Raw genomic sequence first — 16,728 nt, 5'->3', positions numbered from 1 at the left:
CCTGTGGTGTACGAAAGTCTTAAACGTCCACATTGAGGCTTGGCGGAACAGACCATTGACTGGAGGGAAATATCTTTACGTTTATGTGGATGAATGAGAACGTCAGTATCCTGATCGCCGCGTGGCTACCGTGAAAGGCATGAAAGAAGCTGCTTCCAATGGCTGAAGGGAGATGAAGCTGGAAGAGCCGAGGGATGTTGGAAGATTTCTATCGTAACGTGTTCTCGGTGACTAAACATCCATGCCCGCGCAGGAAAAGGCCCATGCCCCGTTGTTGATGAACTCCGAGCTGTCGGAAGCGGAAGGGCAGTATTGAGGAAACATTGACGTATTTTAGCGAGCATTGGATTAAGACTAATAGAGCGTCTGAATCGGGAGATCCGCCGCCGGACAAGGGCTGTTGGCGCGGAAGTCCGCATTGATGCTGGTCTGCGCGAGGTTGCGCCATGTTGCAGGCACTCAAGTGGGGTAACAAAAAATACATGAGCATGAAGCATTTTGAGAGCTACGAGTTTGAATCCGGTGATATGGTTGGATAAACTCTATCTTCCATCGGCCGCGAACTAATTTGCGAAACTATCTGGACAGAACCTGATATGCGGATAGGCTGTTCTTACTGTAATGGAGTGTGGCTATAAACTACCGCGTAGAACGCATATGCTTAAGCTTCAAGTTTGTTGTGCTTCCTTAAAGATCATGAATGATCCCCCAGACTCTGGGTGGCAATGGCAGGGGTCACTTTTCTAAAGAGACTTGCATCCTTACATCCGCTACAACTCCTTTATAAAAAACAACTCCCTTACTCAATCGTGAAGGTCCTCGTATTAATGCCTGATCGTTTTTTCTGCGTGGTCATCATCCATTCCTCCTATGTCATATTGTATACATCGGAAGAATATCATCAGGTTTGAGGATAGATTTCAGTTAAGTCAGATTATGAGGACCCTCCGGACGGATCTCCAGATTTATGGATGTTAGGCGAACTACCTTTTTACTTCGCCTAACTTTGCCATGATGAGCTCGCCAAGGCTTCCGAATCCACCGGACGATGTTTCCTGTTTTTTCACCTTGTCCTTGTACTGAACGTACTCATCCTGTGCCACCTTTTCTTCGACACCGCTACGGCTGAACGTGACTTTGCCGTGGGCTTCATCAATTGTCGTGACTACGACCTCCATTGGCGTACCTTCAGGGAACATTCGACTATGATTGGTTCCCTTGGGGGTTCCCATCTCAGAGTTTGGTATGAACCCGGTCACGCCACTCTCTGTATTCAGAAAAAGCCCGTAGGGCATTACCCTTTCGACGGTTCCGCGCAGAATTTCACCTATTTGAGGCATGGGCAGCCTATCTTTCTCTATCTTTTTTTTCATCGAGAGCGATATTTTTCTGTTGTTCGCATCGACTTCAAGGATAAATACTTCAACTTCCTGACCGACTTCAACTACCTCTTTCGGATGTTTGATCCTTCTCCCTCCAGCCAGTTTGGATATATGTAGCAGCCCGTCAATGCCCGGTTCAAGCGAAACAAAAACTCCGAATGGAGCGAGTCTTACAATTTTTCCCGTGACCGCCATATCAGGCGAGTATTTTTCTGCCACCAAGAGCCATGGATCAGCCTGCATTGCCTTCAAACTGAGGGTTAGTCGATCTTTCTCCCAATCGAGAGCTATAATTTTTGCGATGACTTCTTGTCCAACGGAAAGTATGTCTTTGGCCTTTTCCGAGCGGTCCCACGCAAGCTCGCTCATTGGTATGAGACCGTCGATGCCGCCGAGGTCCACAAAAGCACCGAAACTTTGAATGGAACGGACCTTGGCGGGCACTTCCATGCCGACTTGGAGACTTTTCTTGAGGGTGTCTATCTGCGCCCGTCTCTCTTCCTCCAAAAGGGTCCGTCTCGAAAGGATGATATTGCGACCGTCTTCTTCATATTCGAGGACCCGAAATGCAAAAGTCTTACCCACATATACCCCCCCATCCTTGCTTCCTCTGAGATCAATCTGAGAGAAGGGGCAAAAGCATCTCACTTTTCCGATGTGTACCTCAAAGCCGCCCTTGAGTTCTCCTGTAACCTTGCCGCTCACGGGTAAGCCTGCCTCGTAGGCATCATGTATACCGGACAGGTCGACGGTGGAAAGTCCGCGAATAAGTGTGGTAAGCTTTTTGAGGCCATTCTGTACTGAAATGAAGAAGACCTCCAATTCATCTCCTGTCTTGATGGTGCAGTTGGAATTTTCATCCAGGAACTCGCTGAGATCTACAACTCCCTCACTTTTCCCCCCCAGATCCACATACACAAAATCCCCTGAAATGCTCACCACTGTGGACTTAATCTTCTGGCCTGGATCAAGTCTCTTTGACAGCGTTCCGCTCTTTTCGAACAGTTCGGCAAACTGCTCTTCTTTTATCAACTCCTTGTTGCTCAAGTCGTCGACCATACCAGTGCTTTCGAAATTTGTTTCAGACATAACTCTTCACCTCTTAACGTAACCGTGCTATCAGGTCATTCTGTATGGTTGGGGGACCAACGAACTGTATTGCATGGTCGAATGTTTTGTTGTCGCGCAATACTATACAATATTCTTTCTCTCTATGTAAAGTATAGACTGATCTCCTCCCTCCCCCTCCTGGCTGTCTATCCCAGTCTCCCATCATACATTGATATCAAATACGGACACACTCTCGCCTGTTTCTTAAATGAATCAAATATCAAGGGCACCTGCATTTCAAAGTATGTACTTTCTAAAAATTCCTTTATGGATTTGATTGAAAGCAGCCTTGAGAATTACTGATCCGCTCTTTTAAGAGACTGTATAACCATTTTCATCTCTTTGAACTGGGAGGATAGATAAAAAAGTTTTTCGCATCCCATAATAGTATTCTATGGTATTTACTCCCCAACGCTAATTGCATGCCTTACCCCTGAAAGGCAGATAGCAGATAAAGGAACATAAGACGAGTCCAATAATCCAAATATTTACTCGTAGCGGCTTTGCCCTAGAATGGGGAATTGCCATTATAGTTAAAAAAGTGAGGCAGCGTTTAAGGTAACGTCTCACCTCTCAAGACGCTCTTTTTACCTGTTTGTCTCGCTGAGAATTAAATTGCATGGTAAATTCCACAAAATGTTCTCGTTGTCCATAATATTGTTCCATTCGTAATTGTTCAGTTTTTCGTATACAGGACGAAATAGCTGGTATATAATTTGTTGTGAGACGATCTACCGATGAGTCGTCACGCCTGCCTGTGGACAGAGATGATTCAGAGGGCAGGTACTGCAAAAAGGAGAGATGGGTGTGCACACCTTCTGTCCGAAAACGACAAGGAGTGTATTGAAAATAATCCAGTATTTTTGCGGAAGCACACCTGTTAGATCGTTCTCGGTCTGGTGGGGATTACGTGTTTCGACAATAGCAAGCCGGTTGGAAATCCTGTGTACGTGCGTGTCCACGCAAATGGCAGGCTTGGCATATCCTTCATTGAGCACAAGGCTGGCCGTCTTTCTTCCCACCCCTCTTATGTTCAGCAACTCATCTACCGTGTCGGGCACTACACCTTGATACTTTTCCAGGATTATTTTTGACACTTCTTTCAGGGTCTTAGTTTTGTTTCTGTAAAAACCTACAGGATAAATAAGCTCTTGCAGTTCTTCATCTTTAAGGCTGAGTATCTCCAAGGGTGTTTTTGCCCGTGCCATCAATCTCCCTATGGCCCGATCTGTGGTTTCGTCTTTCGTTCTGAGACTTAAAAGGGTGCCCACTAGAACAATGAACGGGTCTCTCCTTTTCTGTGACAATCTGGTGACCACAGGGACAGCATCTTTCAGGTAGTTCCTCAAGATGCTTATAATCTCGTCAATGCTCGTCTCGCCGTGTGTTTCAGTCAATGGCGGCCTCCTTCATGAATCAGATATTTGTGATGCGTGGGTTCCTTCTCATAATAGACTTTCCGGCAAACGGGTATTGCCTGAAGCGTTCGTAGCGATGAAAGCAAATTCGGGCATATAAGGCTCGATTTCCTCTCTTGGGATTCGGATTAGGCGTACGTTACATTCGATGCACTGGGCCCCACGTACGGATCAATCACGTGGTGGATTCTCTGAACTGGTCTTTCGGCCTGTGAGCCACACGAACACGATGTGTTCGCCGAATCTAACGCACAATCTCCGCTAAACAGCCAGTATGGTGTCTGTTCGTGGAGGGCGATAAATTTGTCGAATTCCTGCCCTGTTTTTATATAGACCGTGTATAGCCCTAACATCCTTAGAACATCATTAACTAATTTTGTCGGTTTTTCGAGCATCACATTACATACAAACCTCATAACAATTGCCTGAAATCCAAAATATCCTGTTCGTTTATATTTGCCGGTCTCCGAAGACTATTATCGTGCAACCAAGGCTTTTGACACCATTTTGGCGTTCTTAATAATTTCGCTCTCATCGGGCACACACCTGTTTTCCATCACTACTTTACCCATTGAAATCACTGTATCCACAATATAACCATTCGAGGAATAGACTACGTCTGAATAGATGTCGAAGCCTGGGGTCAACTCCGGCCGTGCCGGATCAACGAGAATAAGATCGGGATTGCATCCAACTTTGATTCTCCAGTTACCCAGTCCGAATATGAGGGCCGCGTCTTCAGTGGCTATTCTGAATACTTCCTTGGCGGGAAGGGCAGTAGGATCTCCGGTGGAAAACTTTGCCAATAGGGAGGCAAATTTCATTGATTCTATGAGGTCCAAGTGGTTGTTGGAAGCGCATCCATCGGTCCCGAGACAAAAAGGGATCGCCCGCTCCGCGATACTACGATAAGGAAAAAACTTGCCTACTGCAAGCTTCATGTTGGAGACCGGATTATGAACAAGACTTACACCTTTTGTCTTGAGCAGATCACAGTCCTTTTCAGTGAGCCAGCAACCATGACATCCCAAAAACCTTTGTGAGAGAATATCCATGGAATCGAGAAACCCGACGGGCGACATCCCATATCGCTCTTGAGCGAACGTGTCTTCCTCACCGGTCTCCGAAAGATGCATATGGATTAGAATATCGTGTTTTTCGGAGAAATCGCGCATCCATTGGAGGCTCTCCTTGCAGACTGTATAGACGGCATGAGGACCGAAGGTAAATGTCACATGGGGCCGATATTTTTCCGAAATCTCGAACAGCCTTATATTATTATCGATCTCCTGCTGGCATTTGTTCTGATCAAACATGTCTATGAAAACGGCACCAATGAAGCCTCTGATCCCCATGTCACGCACTGCTTTCGCGGTGGCTTCCCAGAACCAGTACATGTCGTTGAAGACAGTGATTCCGTTCTTTATCATCTCCAAGCAGGCAAGTTTCGCTCCCCAATAAACATCCTCTTCCGTCAGTTTGGCCTCAAGGGGCCATATTTTTTGTTCCAGCCAGGGCTTAAGGGGCATATCGTCGGCATATCCTCTGAAAAGCGTCATGGCCGAATGGGTATGCCCGTTTATGAAAGAAGGTAAAAGGACTTTACCTCTTCCGTCGACTGTGTGGTCCGCCTCGCGTTTGCAATTTTCCGATATTTCCTGGATCGTGCCGTTTTCGAGAAAGACGTCTCTTTGCTGTCCGTCCAGAAACGCTCCTTTAACGAGTATCTTCATCTATTCTTAAAGTCCTTCGAGATAATGCCGTTGATTATAGACTCCAGTCTTTCACTGTTTTTGAGCACGTTGGTTTCTATCTCCTTGACTGTTAACGGTACTTTGCTGATGCCGTTACAGTAATTATCAACAGAACACAGACTTGTATAGTGCAGCCCCACTTCCGTACAAAGGGTTGCCTCAGATGCCATTGTCATTCCTACGATGTCACCAAGTCTCCGTAGATAACGGATCTCGGCTTTGGTTTCGAGTCTTGGACCCTTGGTCTGTATATAGACTCCACCATCGACCACGTCAAAACCCAGTTCACGGCAGACCCCCTCAAGATGGCTCCTGAGAGCCGTGTCCATTTCGGGGACCGTGAATCTCATTTCATGGTCGAACATGGTAGGGACATCCCATGGAGATATAAAATCATGGGGTAGCACGAGCGCGGCAGGCTCAATTTTCAGTTTCAGGCTTCCCACCGAGTTGAAAGCTACGATCTCAGTAACCTTTAGCATCTTAAGTGCCCATATGTGAGCGCGATGGTTTATGCGGTGGGGCGGCATGGGAGGGTCCCCGTGTCTCTGTAAAAACCAATGTTTACTGTCGGTTTTTACCGTTACTCCGCCGTAAGGTGTCTGCACGGAGGTATTCTTCCACGCCGCAAAAAGGGCAGACTCTATTAACGATGTTCCTGCGATGATTGCCAACATGCGAAGGCCTCTTTACCGGAATTTTTAGACTTAGCACTTCTCTCTTTGCGGAAGAATTGTGAAGGGTCGCTACCCAGCATACTGACGATACAGCCGACAGCCGACCATTTCATTTTGTTGATTCACTATTTACTACCCAAGGGCTTGGTGAGTCAAGCCTTTTGTATGAGATGTAGGAATTCGTCCTCTGTAAGAGTCCTTATATTCAGCTCGCGAGCTTTTTCCAGTTTCGAGCCTGCTTCTTCCCCGATGACAATGTAATCAATTTTTTTGCTCACCGAGGAAGCGGTCTTCGCGCCCAGATCCTCTACCATCCTTCGTGCATCCTCCCGCGCCATCTTGTTCATGGTGCCGGTGAAGACGAAAGTCATGCCATCCAGACTCCGCCTGTGGAGCTTCTCCTGTTTTACTACAACACCTTTTTTGCGCATTCTTTCGATCGTGGCGAGGTTCTTTTCATCGCCAAAAAAGGATATAATACTGTAAGCTGCCTCTGGGCCTATTTCCGGGATGGCCATCAATTCTTCCCGTGTCGCGGATATGAGGATATCGATACCCTCATATCGTTCCGCGAGGAGTCCCGAAATATGTTCCCCTACATTCCTTATACCGAGACCGTATATGAACCTGGCCCATGACCTGCTCTTGGACGCTTCAATAGCATCTACTATTTTTCTAGCAGATTTATCCGCCATTCTCTCCATACTCACAAGCATTTCTTTTGTGAGGTAATAAAGGTCGGAAACGTCCTTCACAATTCTTTTGTCCACCAGTTGTTCAATCAGCTTGGTTCCAAGACCGTCTATGTCCATCGCCCTCTTGGATGAGAAATGCTCTATGCTACCCTTTATCTGGGCCGGACAGTTGATATTTACACATCGCCTGATCGCTTCCCCCGGCGGCCTTACCACAACTTCGCTGCATACGGGACATCTATCAGGTATGGCAAAACACCGTTCCATCCCGGTTCTTTTCTCCGGTATCACTTTTACTACTTCAGGGATAACATCACCCGCCCGCCTGACAATGACCGTGTCGCCCACCATGATATTCTTTCTTCCGATTTCGTCCTCGTTGTGTAGTGTCGCCCTTGATACCTCGACGCCGGATACGTAGACTGGTTGCAGCATGGCAACAGGGGTAAGCGCACCTGTCCTTCCAACGCTGACGATGATATCCTTTATGACGGTGGTCTCTTCTTGGGCCTCAAATTTGTAGGCAATTGCCCATCGTGGAGACCGGGATACCGTCCCCAGGCGTGCCTGGTGGTCTAATCTGTTTACTTTTACCACGGTCCCATCAATTTCATATGGTATTTCTTCTCTCTTGCCGTAAATCAGATCGTAGTAAGACAAGACCTCGTCGAGACCGGTGAGGAGTTTCGCATATTCGTTCACGCGGAATCCCCACTTTCGGAGGTTATCGAGAAATTCTAGGTGAGTACTCACTGATATGCCGGTTATCTGTCCTGGCGCGTAAAAGAATGCGTTAAGATTCCTCTTCGCAGTAATCCTGGGATCGAGTTGTCTCACTGAACCGGCCGCGGCATTTCTTGGATTGGCGAATAGAGTCTCACCTGCCTGCCCTCTTCTCCTGTTCAAAACCTCAAACTCTTTTTTCCCCATGTATACCTCGCCTCTTACCTCAAGCCTTTCCGGGACAGGAATGCCATGATCGCTGATGAGTCTCATGGGAATCGACCTGATGGTCTTCAGGTTCTGTGTAATGTCTTCCCCCGTGTACCCGTCTCCTCTTGTAGACCCAAGCGAGAATAAGCCATCTATGTATACCAGTTCAACGGCGAGACCATCTATCTTTGCCTCCATTGCGTACTCGACTTCACTCACGTTGAGGAGTCTCTTTATACGTCTATCAAAATCCGCCATCTCATCCAGGGTCATGGCGTTTGCGAGACTAAGCATTGGCATAGTATGGGTGACGGTGGAGAACTCGCTGAGCGGTCTTGTGCCTACTCTCCTGGTTGGAGAATTAGGTGTAACCAACTCCTGGTATTCCTCTTCCAAAGTCTGCAGATTTCTCATCATTCTGTCATACTCTGCATCGGAGATTACCGGATCGTCTAGGACATAGTAACGGTAATTATGATAGTCCAGGTCTTTTCTTAGAAATGTTATTTCTTTTTGTGCTTCTTCCCTATCCATGTTCTGCTCTGTCGATAATTTAAGATTATTTTAAACAGTTTTAGGCTATTTGCAAGACAAATAGCGAATAGCAAAACCACAGAATACATGGAATTGAGTCTATATGGCATTTGACTTTTCTTTCCATGTAGTATGTTTTTCTGTATCGCTATCCGCTATCTTTTTCCCCGGTTGATTTTGCTACTTATGATATAGAGGCATGGCCTGAAAGCTGATCCGCATTTTTTTGAAGAGGCCGGCATATTCCTTCCGACGGCAGTTTGGATTAAGATGATTAGATCCTCTTTACGATAGATCGGTTCATTCGGGCTTCAGCATAAAGCAAATGGAAGCGATGGATTATACGAAGGCCATGGAGGATCTTTTAGGACCATGCCAGGTACCTACGGGCCGATTGCTCTTTATCCAGAGACGGGTCTCTGGCGTGGACGTGATGAACCTTCATTGACAGTACAGCCCTAGAAAGAACAATGTGCTCATGGAGCGAATGCGAGTTGGTGCTGATTGATATCGACTGGAGGCACTTCAAGTACGATTAAAAGTGTGGCGCAATGGTTTCCATAAACCATGACATGACGCCGCAATCTACATCGGGAACCACCTAAATTGTGTGCGGAGTTGGAATTACCCGCAATGGGCGACAGAAGTTTAATGACATATTGAATACACAGGGTGTTAGTGATATAAGAAATACACTCGCTCGTGGAGTTGCAATATGGAAAAAAACATAAATGTGATAATAGCTGCCCTGAGAAAGATGCACGGGGAGGAAAGGAACGAGCTGAAATTTGGTACGCCCCTTGAACTTGTCGTGGCAACTGTTTTGTCTGCGCAATGTACGGACGAGCGGGTGAACAGAACTACACCTATACTTTTTAAGAAATATAAAGGATTCACGGATTACCTCCGTGTTCCACTTGAAGAGCTTGAAGAGGATATCAGACCAACCGGCTTCTTCAAAAAGAAGGCGAAGGCTATCAAGAATATCGCGACCGAAGTGGAAGAACGCTTCGGCGGTCATATACCCGAAGACGTTGTTGCCCTTGCGACGATTAAGGGGATAGGAAGGAAATCCGCAAATTTGATTGCAGGAATCGCCTTCAGAAAACCTGCGGTTATAGTCGATACTCATGTGATCAGGGTTTCAAACAGGGTAGGTCTTACGAGTAACAAAAATCCGGAGAAGATAGAAAAGGACCTGAAACAGAAGGTTACGGAAGGGGACTGGCTGAAATTCTCCCTTCTCGTCACCCTTCATGGCCGTTACATCTGTCTGGCGCGGAAACCCGAATGTGAAAGGTGTCTTATACGGGACTACTGTGATTACTTGCTAGGAGGAAAGGCGAATGTTTGAAAAAGAAAAACTTAGTGAGGCGGATTGTCAGAAGCTCAGCGAGCTTTCGCGTCTTGCAAAAGGCGATATTATAACGATGACGAGACTGGCTGGCTCAGGTCACCCTGGAGGATCTATCTCGTCCCTCGACATGTATCTTGTGCTTTTTTCATATGCGAGACTGACAGGGGAACCCAGGGACCGTATTGTGGTCAGCCATGGTCACACATCCCCCGGCGTTTACTCGAGCCTCGCGAGGCTTGGACATCTTCCGCGTGATGAGGTCGTTACTTTTTTCAGAAAGGCTCGGAGTCCCTTTGAGGGACATGTGGTAAAGGGTATACCCTTCATAGATTGGTCGACAGGGAATCTTGGACAGGGGCTTTCCGCAGGTTGCGGATTTGCAATAGGTTCGAAAATACGAGGTGAAGACTCTCATATATACGTGTTTATGGGGGATGGTGAACAGCAAAAAGGGCAGATCTCGGAGGCAAGGCGGTTTGCCAAGAAATTTGGCCTTTTAAATATCACGGTAATCGTTGATTATAACGGTCTTCAGATCAGTGGGGCCATAGATTCTGTAATGCCGCAGAATATTGCCGAGAACTATCTCTCTGATGGATGGGATGTTCTTGAAATTGATGGTCATAATTATGATGAGGTTTACCGGGCTTTTAAAAGGACCAGAATCAATGAAAACCCTACCTGTATTATTGCCCATACCATAATGGGGAAGGGCATACCTTTTATGGAAAACAAGGAAAAATATCACGGTAGTCCGCTTAACGAAAGTGAATATAGGGAAGCCTTGCGGACTCTTGGACTGAAAGACGATTTTGAGACATACAAGGTGAACAGGAATGGTCAGTGTTCATGGAAAATCCCTATGAGAGATAAAGAGATCGCAATAGACCCCGGCATTCCCTTCACTTACTCCGACGAGGACAAGATTGACAACAGAACAGCTTTCGGCAAAGCGCTGAAAGACTTGGCGGAAAGGAATATACCTAAAGGCAATATTATCTGTGTTTTTGACTGTGATTTAGCAAGTTCCGTGAAAACGGCCGATTTTGCGAAAGTTTTTCCCGAGTATTTCTTTCAGGGTGGCATCCAGGAACATAACACTGCCACCATTGCTGGTGCCCTGTCGACCGATGGTATCCTTACGTTTTTTGCCGATTTTGGGGCCTTCGGAATAGATGAGACCTACAACCAGCAGAGGCTTAACGATATAAACAAGGCCAACCTCAAGCTTATTCTCACTCATGTGGGTCTTGATGTTGGTCAAGACGGGAAAACGCATCAATGCGTAGACTACATAGGCCTAGCAAATAACTTACACAACTTCAAGGTAATTGTGCCGTGCGATCCGAATCAGATGGACAGGGTGACGCGGTACGTAGCGGCCAGCAAAGGGAATTTTCTGGTGGCTATGGGCCGGTCCCGCTGGGGTGTTACCGTGAGGAGTGACCGGTCCGCATTCTACGGAGACGGATATGAATATCAGTATGGCACAATGGATGTATTAAAGGAAGGGAAGGATGGGGTTATCATCGCCTACGGGGGAATGGTACACAAAGCCCTTCATGTATCGGAGATATTAGAACGGGAAGACATGTACGTTGGTGTTGTCAATATGTCGAGCGTGAAGGAGGTTGACGGGGAAGTGATGAAAAAACTCCGCGGACTCCCCCTAGTGGTTACCTATGAAGATCATAATGTCCTCACAGGGATCGCGCCGCGCATTGCAACGTATCTTCTAAGTCATGGGTATACAGGTCGGATGGAGTCTTTAGGAGTAAAGGCGTACGGAGTGTCGGACGATGCCGAGGAGGCCTACGCGGCGGAAGGACTCGACGCAGCATCCGTGGCAAAGATGCTTCTCGGTATAAGCCGATAAGCACCGCCGAACCTGGGTACTCTTTACAGACGGAAACTTCTGGTTTGTCGAAATTAAGAATATTAAACCATACAATGGGGGCGCCGTGGACGATATTAAAGGGATGTACAAGAAGGTCGTAAAGGACAACTTTCCCGACACCATGAAGATTGATATGGGCGGGCAGACCCTTGTGTACAAAAAAAGGATTTGGAATATTTTCGATGCCGATGAGAATTGCAATGTAGAGAGAGGAATCAGGTACGGAGAAAATCCGGACCAGGCGGCAGCCATGTATGAATTGATAAACGGCAATATTATCCTCGGGGATGTCAAATTCTTCGATTTCGACGGAGGTCTAACCAGCAAGATAACCGAAAAAGATATGTTGCAGGTGGGAAAACACCCGGGAAAGATCAACCTGACAGACGTTGATAATGCCCTTAATATCCTCAAATTTCTCGACCGTAAGTCTGCGTGTGCGATCATGAAGCATAATAACCCGTGCGGTGTGGCTTATGGTGCTACCTCGGCGGAAGCATTCGAAAAGGCGTTCTGGTGCGACAGGATCGCCGCATTCGGAGGAGCGGTGGTATTCAGTAAGGCGCTGGATGCTGAGACGGCAAAAGCTATGGCGCCGTATTACTTTGAGGTGGTGGCCGCACCCGATTTTGAAGGGGATGCTATTGATATTTTAAAAAAATGGAAGAATCTTAGGATACTCAAGATCGACAATATTGCGCGACTTCAAGCATTCAAGACGAAGAGGTACATTGATATTAAGTCTTTGATGGACGGTGGACTCATCATTCAGGAATCCCAGCCTTTCAGGATTAAGGGCAAGGAGGACCTGAAGCCTGCGGAAACGGTCTATAAAGGCGAAACGTACCGGATCAGGAGGGCGCCCACGGACAGAGAATATACCGATATGCTGTTCGGGTGGTACGTGGAATCAGGCGTAAGCTCCAATTCCGCTCTTTTCATAAAGGACGAGGCTACCATCGCTATCGGAACAGGAGAACAGGACAGGGTAGGTGTGGTGGAGGTCGCTACCTTCAAAGCCTACAAGAAGTTCATGGATGCCGAGGTATTCAAGAAATACGGGGTTCCATACGCGGTATTCAGGTTGGAGGCGGACAGGGGGAAGCGGAAGATGGAGGATCTCATCGAAATAGAGCGGTTTACCAGAGAACGGAAGGCGGGACTCATAGGGTCCGTTGTCGTATCGGACGGGTTTTTTCCATTCAGAGACGGTGTGGACGCCGCTATAAAGGAGGGCGTTACCGGGATTATACAACCTGGTGGGTCCGAGCGCGATTTCGAAGTGATTGAGGCGTGCAACGAGGCAAACGTAACCATGGCCTTTGCGGGCCAGAGGCTATTCAAACACTGATCTGGGACGGGTTTCCGGTATGGTCCTGCCTTGAGAAAATGATCAGGAGGGGGTATCGCGGCTTGGGTATTCGCGCTTGATCGCTCTTTCCGGAGGACTAATTGATGCACTCAAGTGTGGCATTGTTTTGTATATATTGATCACGAGAGCAGGTATTTCAACTATGCTGAATAATTTTCCAATTTATGTTGACAAGAGGCTTTATATATCAATATAATTGTGAAAATTATTACAAATTGAAATACTATTAAAACTTCAGGGGAGGTAAAAATGAGACCCTACTTCGAAAAGATGCAGGACTGGGGAAAATCGGCGAAGGTAAATGCAGCTAATGCCGAAGAGATCAAGAAAGTCGAACAAGAGATATCGGACCTTATTGAAAAGAATAAGAACGCGGGAATGCCGAAAGAGGCTTTGAACAAAAGAGGAGAATGGACTGTCCATCAGAGACTGGAATATATCGTAGACCCTGGTACTTGGGCCCCTCTCCATCTGCTTTATGATCCCATGGACGAAGAATCCGGAACAACAGGCGTTGTAGACGGCCTCGGGAGAATCAACGGCAGATGGTGCGTGATCATTGGTTTTGACAACAAAGTTATGGCAGGTGCTTGGATTGCCGGCCAGTCGGACAATATACTCAGAGTAACCGACATGGCGAAAAGACTGCATTGCCCCCTTGTGTGGCTGGTCAACTGCAGTGGCGTGAAACTGCCCGAGCAGGAAAAAGTTTACGCTAACCGGCGCGGAAGCGGAACAACTTTTTTCCGCCACGCGGAGTTGAACAAGTTAGGCATTCCTGTTATCGCGGTAATATATGGAACGAATCCAGCAGGCGGCGGATATCAGGGCATCAGCCCTACACTTCTACTGGCCCATAAAGACTGCAACATCGCAGTAGGCGGCGCGGGTATTGTGAGTGGAATGGCGCCGAAGGGCTTTTTTGACGAGGGTATGGCTGAACAGATCATAGAGGCAACTAGGAAATTTAAATCAGTGCCTCCCGGTAGGGTTGAGATACATCATGACAGCACTGGATTTTTCAGGGAAGTGCATCCTTCCGAGGAGAGTCTTCTGGATTCACTGAAGGCATGGATGGCCAAACTGCCCGCATACGACGCGAGTTTTTTCAGAGTAGCGCAGCCGGCGGAGCCAAAATTTCCCGCAGAAGATCTTTACAGCATCCTCTCTTTCAACCAAAAAATGACCTATGATGTTGAGCAGCTCATGGCGAGGTTGGTCGATAACAGTGAGAACATGGAGTTTAGGCCAGGTTTTGGTCCAGAGCTTTATACGGGTCTTGTCAAGATTGATGGCTTCCTCATTGGCGTAGTTGCAAACAGACAGGGTATGCTGCCGAAAGGCTATCCGTACTACGCGCCGTATCCCGGCATTGGTGGAAAGTTCTACCGCGAAGGACTCATCAAAGTGAACGAGTTTGTCACGCTGTGCGGAAGGGATAGAGTCCCCATGCTCTGGATTCAGGATACGTCGGGAATTGATGTTGGTGACATCGCCGAGAAAGCCGAACTCTTGGGTCTCGGACAGGCGCTCATTTACTCCATTGAGCAGAGCGATCTTCCCATGATGACAATCGTATTGAGAAAAGGAACGGCTGCTGCCCACTATATCATGGCCGGCCCCCAGGCGAACAATAATAACGCCTTTACCATCGGCACTGCCACGACGGAGATTTACGTCATGCACGGTGAGACTGCGTCTGTGGCGAGTTTTGCAAGAAGACTGGTAAAAGAGAAAGACTCAAGCAAGCCATTGGCGCCTGTCATTGATCAGATGAACAAGCTTGTCAAAGAATACTATGATAAGTCTAGGCCGGCATACTGTGCCAAAATGGGTCTTGTTGACGAAGTCGTAAAGCTGAGCGATTTAAGGAAATACCTCGTGGGTTTTGCGAACTGCTGTTACCAGAATCCGAAGTCCATTACTCCACAGCATCAGATGATACTCTGCAGAATCATCAAAGGCTAAGAAAATAAGGTAGGTATAAACAGGGTGGGCCATGTCCACCCTGTTTTTTTATTATGTAGTTGCTAGTTGGCCTGCAACAAGAATGTTGTTGACCGCTTGGTTCGTCGGTGATATGTAATAGATTGTTGTGCACAGCTTTACATACGAGAGGAAAGGCCTACAGGAAGAGTCGCCTGGAAGAGAATACGCGAGAATTACATGAGGGATAGATTAAAGGTAAACCTAGAAAATATAAAACAGAAAGGCAATTACCGGGCAATACGCCATGTAAAACCGCTTGATGCCTCGTGGATATTATTCAATGGCAAGAAGTTCCTCAACCTCTGCTCCAACAGCTATCTTTCCCTGCACGCCCACCCTCAGGTAATTGAGGCTGCAGCGGAGGCTGCGCACAAGTATGGTGCAGGAACATGCTCATCAAGAAGCATATCGGGCAGTATTGAACTCTACCGGGTCCTTGAGGATGAGATAGCCTCCTACAAGTGTTACCCCAGCGGGCTGGTCTTTTCCACGGGGTACATGGCCAATATGGGTGTCATTGCAACCCTTACCGAAAAGGACGACGTCATATTCAGCGATGAATTGAATCACTCGAGTCTGATTGACAGCACCAGGCTTTCCCGTGCGAAAAAGGTGATTTACAGACATCGTGATATGAATGACTTGGAAGGGAAGATACGAAAAGACCGCTCCAAGGGGATAAAATTCGTCGTTTCTGAGTCCGTTTTCAGCATGGATGGCGATATTGCCCCCGTCGCTGATCTTGTGGAACTAAGGAACCGATACGGATACCAACTTATTCTGGATGATGCCCACGGGACAGGCGTATTCGGTGACACGGGCAGAGGAGGGGCAGAGTTTTTCCGATTGACAGGGTCCATGGATGTGGAGATGGCCACTTTCGGGAAATCCTTCGGTTCTTTCGGAGCTTTTGTCCTTGGTGACAAGATTGTGACCGACTATCTGGTGAATCGTGCACGGACATTCATGTATACCACGGCGCTGTCTCCATCGGTTCTCGCGGCATCCATTGCCTCCATACGGCTCATCAAAGATAATCCGTCTTTCAGGGACGACCTTTGGGGGAATATAGAATATATCAGACGACACATGAGAGATGCAGGATTTGATCTTAAAGACAGTATCGGGCCTATAGTCCCGGTTGTTGTGGGCGAAGATGCCAAGGCTGTGGAGATGCAGCATATTCTCATGGAAAAGGGCGTGTTTATCCAAGCCGTACGGCCGCCTACGGTTCCACCCGGTACGTCTCGGTTGAGGTTGACGGTTGTGCGGTCTCTTACAATGGATGAGATGGATTTTGCTATTAATGTGCTAAAGTATGCAGGAAAGAAAGCAGGACTCATTTGATAGGCCCGCGATAATACGGAACTTGTTTTTCCCTGTGGTTCCCTATCTGCTAATACTCGTTGACTGCACTGTGCTCGGACCGTTCCATATCCCAAATTTTCCTTTGACCTTTCCCCCTAAAATAAAACCAACACTACCTACCTGTTTACCCCCACATTGAAATGGTTTGGGTCACTTTTAAATCTTTCAGGCTCAAGCGTCCATATATCTCTGATGAAATCATAAGGAGATTTTCCTTATAAGCTTTTCAAACGGCCAGATTG

11 protein-coding genes are annotated in these 16,728 nt (G+C 47.2%); 5 read left to right on the top strand and 6 right to left on the bottom strand.

The genetic code is table 11. The features are described 5' to 3' along the window. Positions 1-983 precede the first annotated feature (983 nt). From LBQ00_06395 to ligA, 6 genes are all read right to left on the bottom strand, one after another. Positions 984-2,471, bottom strand: coding sequence for a S1 RNA-binding domain-containing protein (locus LBQ00_06395; protein ID MDR2018480.1), 1,488 nt, complete (start codon positions 2,469-2,471; stop codon positions 984-986). Between the two features lie 752 nt (positions 2,472-3,223). Beyond that, positions 3,224-3,889: an endonuclease III gene (locus LBQ00_06390; GenBank protein ID MDR2018479.1), complete on the bottom strand. Its 666-nt coding sequence runs from the start codon at positions 3,887-3,889 to the stop codon at positions 3,224-3,226. A gap of 149 nt (positions 3,890-4,038) precedes the next feature. Beyond that, the gene (locus LBQ00_06385) at positions 4,039-4,326 is read right to left on the bottom strand and encodes a Mut7-C RNAse domain-containing protein (protein MDR2018478.1); all 288 of its coding nucleotides are present in this window, start codon (positions 4,324-4,326) and stop codon (positions 4,039-4,041) included. Positions 4,327-4,386: 60 nt separating this feature from the next. Further along, positions 4,387-5,643, bottom strand: a complete 1,257-nt coding sequence (locus tag LBQ00_06380) for an amidohydrolase (protein ID MDR2018477.1) — start codon at positions 5,641-5,643, stop codon at positions 4,387-4,389. After that, positions 5,640-6,341 (bottom strand): MTAP family purine nucleoside phosphorylase, encoded by a 702-nt coding sequence (locus LBQ00_06375; GenBank protein MDR2018476.1) that lies wholly within the window; start codon positions 6,339-6,341, stop codon positions 5,640-5,642. The genes LBQ00_06380 and LBQ00_06375 overlap by 4 nt, the downstream gene beginning before the upstream one ends. 152 nt (positions 6,342-6,493) lie before the next feature. Continuing rightward, positions 6,494-8,503, bottom strand: coding sequence for an NAD-dependent DNA ligase LigA (gene ligA / locus LBQ00_06370; protein MDR2018475.1), 2,010 nt, complete (start codon positions 8,501-8,503; stop codon positions 6,494-6,496). Positions 8,504-9,218: 715 nt separating this feature from the next. Between ligA and nth the strand changes: the two genes are divergently transcribed. The 5 genes from nth to bioF all read left to right on the top strand — a co-directional run bounded on the left by nth (position 9,219) and on the right by bioF (position 16,465). Beyond that, positions 9,219-9,857 carry an endonuclease III gene (nth, locus tag LBQ00_06365; GenBank protein ID MDR2018474.1) on the top strand — a complete coding sequence of 213 codons (639 nt, stop codon included), beginning with the start codon at positions 9,219-9,221 and terminating at the stop codon, positions 9,855-9,857. Next, complete coding sequence (locus tag LBQ00_06360; GenBank protein MDR2018473.1) at positions 9,850-11,736, top strand: transketolase; 1,887 nt, start codon at positions 9,850-9,852, stop codon at positions 11,734-11,736. The genes nth and LBQ00_06360 overlap by 8 nt, the downstream gene beginning before the upstream one ends. An 85-nt stretch (positions 11,737-11,821) precedes the next feature. Then, entirely contained in the window at positions 11,822-13,108 is a 1,287-nt protein-coding gene (locus tag LBQ00_06355) for an IMP cyclohydrolase (protein ID MDR2018472.1), read from the top strand. Between the two features lie 270 nt (positions 13,109-13,378). Beyond that, positions 13,379-15,097: a glutaconyl-CoA decarboxylase subunit alpha gene (locus LBQ00_06350; protein MDR2018471.1), complete on the top strand. Its 1,719-nt coding sequence runs from the start codon at positions 13,379-13,381 to the stop codon at positions 15,095-15,097. 198 nt (positions 15,098-15,295) lie between these two features. Beyond that, positions 15,296-16,465, top strand: coding sequence for an 8-amino-7-oxononanoate synthase (gene bioF, locus LBQ00_06345; protein ID MDR2018470.1), 1,170 nt, complete (start codon positions 15,296-15,298; stop codon positions 16,463-16,465). The last annotated feature ends 263 nt before the right edge of the window (positions 16,466-16,728 follow it).

Source organism: Syntrophobacterales bacterium (assembly GCA_031274925.1).
GTDB lineage: Bacteria > Desulfobacterota > Syntrophorhabdia > Syntrophorhabdales > Syntrophorhabdaceae > PNOM01.
Note: the sequence above shows the minus strand (reverse complement) of the source record. Positions and strands in the feature narration are given on the sequence as shown.

Bases quoted from the DNA above. Each gene is read 5' to 3' on its own strand.
- LBQ00_06395 (MDR2018480.1), bottom strand. From the start codon at position 2,471: ATGTCTGAAACAAATTTCGAAAGCACTGGTATGGTCGACGACTTGAGC.
- LBQ00_06385 (MDR2018478.1), bottom strand. From the start codon at position 4,326: ATGAGGTTTGTATGTAATGTGATGCTCGAAAAACCGACAAAATTAGTT.
- ligA (MDR2018475.1), bottom strand. From the start codon at position 8,503: ATGGATAGGGAAGAAGCACAAAAAGAAATAACATTTCTAAGAAAAGAC.
- LBQ00_06360 (MDR2018473.1), top strand. From the start codon at position 9,850: ATGTTTGAAAAAGAAAAACTTAGTGAGGCGGATTGTCAGAAGCTCAGC.
- LBQ00_06350 (MDR2018471.1), top strand. From the start codon at position 13,379: ATGAGACCCTACTTCGAAAAGATGCAGGACTGGGGAAAATCGGCGAAG.
- bioF (MDR2018470.1), top strand. From the start codon at position 15,296: ATGAGGGATAGATTAAAGGTAAACCTAGAAAATATAAAACAGAAAGGC.
- nth (MDR2018474.1), top strand. From the start codon at position 9,219: ATGGAAAAAAACATAAATGTGATAATAGCTGCCCTGAGAAAGATGCAC.
- LBQ00_06380 (MDR2018477.1), bottom strand. From the start codon at position 5,643: ATGAAGATACTCGTTAAAGGAGCGTTTCTGGACGGACAGCAAAGAGAC.
- LBQ00_06375 (MDR2018476.1), bottom strand. From the start codon at position 6,341: ATGTTGGCAATCATCGCAGGAACATCGTTAATAGAGTCTGCCCTTTTT.